Source organism: Kitasatospora sp. NPDC127121 (assembly GCF_042677305.1).
Taxonomy (GTDB): Bacteria; Actinomycetota; Actinomycetes; order Streptomycetales; family Streptomycetaceae; genus Kitasatospora.
Window position 1 is genome coordinate 24,120 of the sequence record NZ_JBHXTQ010000053.1, and the last position, 1,111, is coordinate 25,230.

Annotated in this window: 1 pseudogene; it reads right to left on the reverse strand. The window is 69.6% G+C overall.

Annotation, left to right across the window (positions count from 1 at the left end):
- Positions 1-1,111, reverse strand: a pseudogene (locus ACFVHI_RS24375) (hypothetical protein); the annotation flags it as partial.

Consider the following 1,111-nt stretch of genomic DNA (forward strand, 5'->3'; position numbering starts at 1 on the left):
CCCATCCTTCGGCGGCACCGACGGCGGACCGTCAACCGTCCGCCCCTGACCGGGGAACTTCTCCGCCGGAGCCTTACCCTTCCCCGAATCCTTCACATCGCCAAGCCCGTGAACGCCCGTCTTCCGATCCGGAGGCACCGTCCCAGCACCACCGCCCGAACCCTCAACCACCCCATCCTTCGGCGGCACCGACGGCGGACCGTCAACCGTCCGCCCCTGACCGGGGAACTTCTCCGCCGGAGCCTTACCCTTCCCCGAATCCTTCAGGTCACCGAGCCCATGAACCCCGGACTTCCGATCCGGAGACTGCTTCTCGCCACCACCCGAGCCCTCCGCCCCGTCCTTCGGCGGCACCGGCGGAGCATCATCCGTCAGCAAGTGCCCCTGACCGGGGAACTTCTCCGCCGGAGCCTTACCCTTCCCCGAATCCTTCAGGTCACCGAACCCGTGAACCCCGGACTTCCGATCCGGACCTTGCTGCTCGCCACCACCCGGACCCTCGGAGTCGGCGGGGGCCGGCTCCACCTGGGTCTGACTGCCCTCGGACCGTCCTCGGTCCTGCACTCCGCTACCGACAGGGCCGGGCCCGCCCTCGGGCCGCCCGTCCGAGCCGGAGTCCGGCGCGGCGGCACCGGAGCCGTCGCTCTCCTTCTTGGCGTTCAGATCGTCGATCGTGCGGAATTTGAGCTCCCGTGTCGAACGCGGCCTCTTGGCGTCGGCCAGAGCCTTGGCCTCCTCACGCTCCACGAAGGACGGATCCGCCAGCGCCTTCGCCTTGCGATCCGCCTCGCCCTGCTCACGCTGCTGCCGGTGCAACTCGGCCTGCGTCACGTACGCGGGATCGGGCAGCGGCTCCTTCTCACCGTCGCCGCCAGGCTCCTTGGGCGCCTCCTCATCCGCCTTCGGCGGACCAGACGCCTCCTTCGCCTTACGAGCAGCCTCAGCAGCCGCCGCACGGTCCTTCTCACCCTGCTCACGCAGCTGCCGGAACGCCTCGGCCTGCGACGAATACCCGGGGTCAGGTAGCGGCTCCTTCTCGCCATCACCCGGCTTCTTGACCCCGTCACCGTCCGCCTGCGACGTATCCGACCCCTCCCTCGCCTGACGAGCC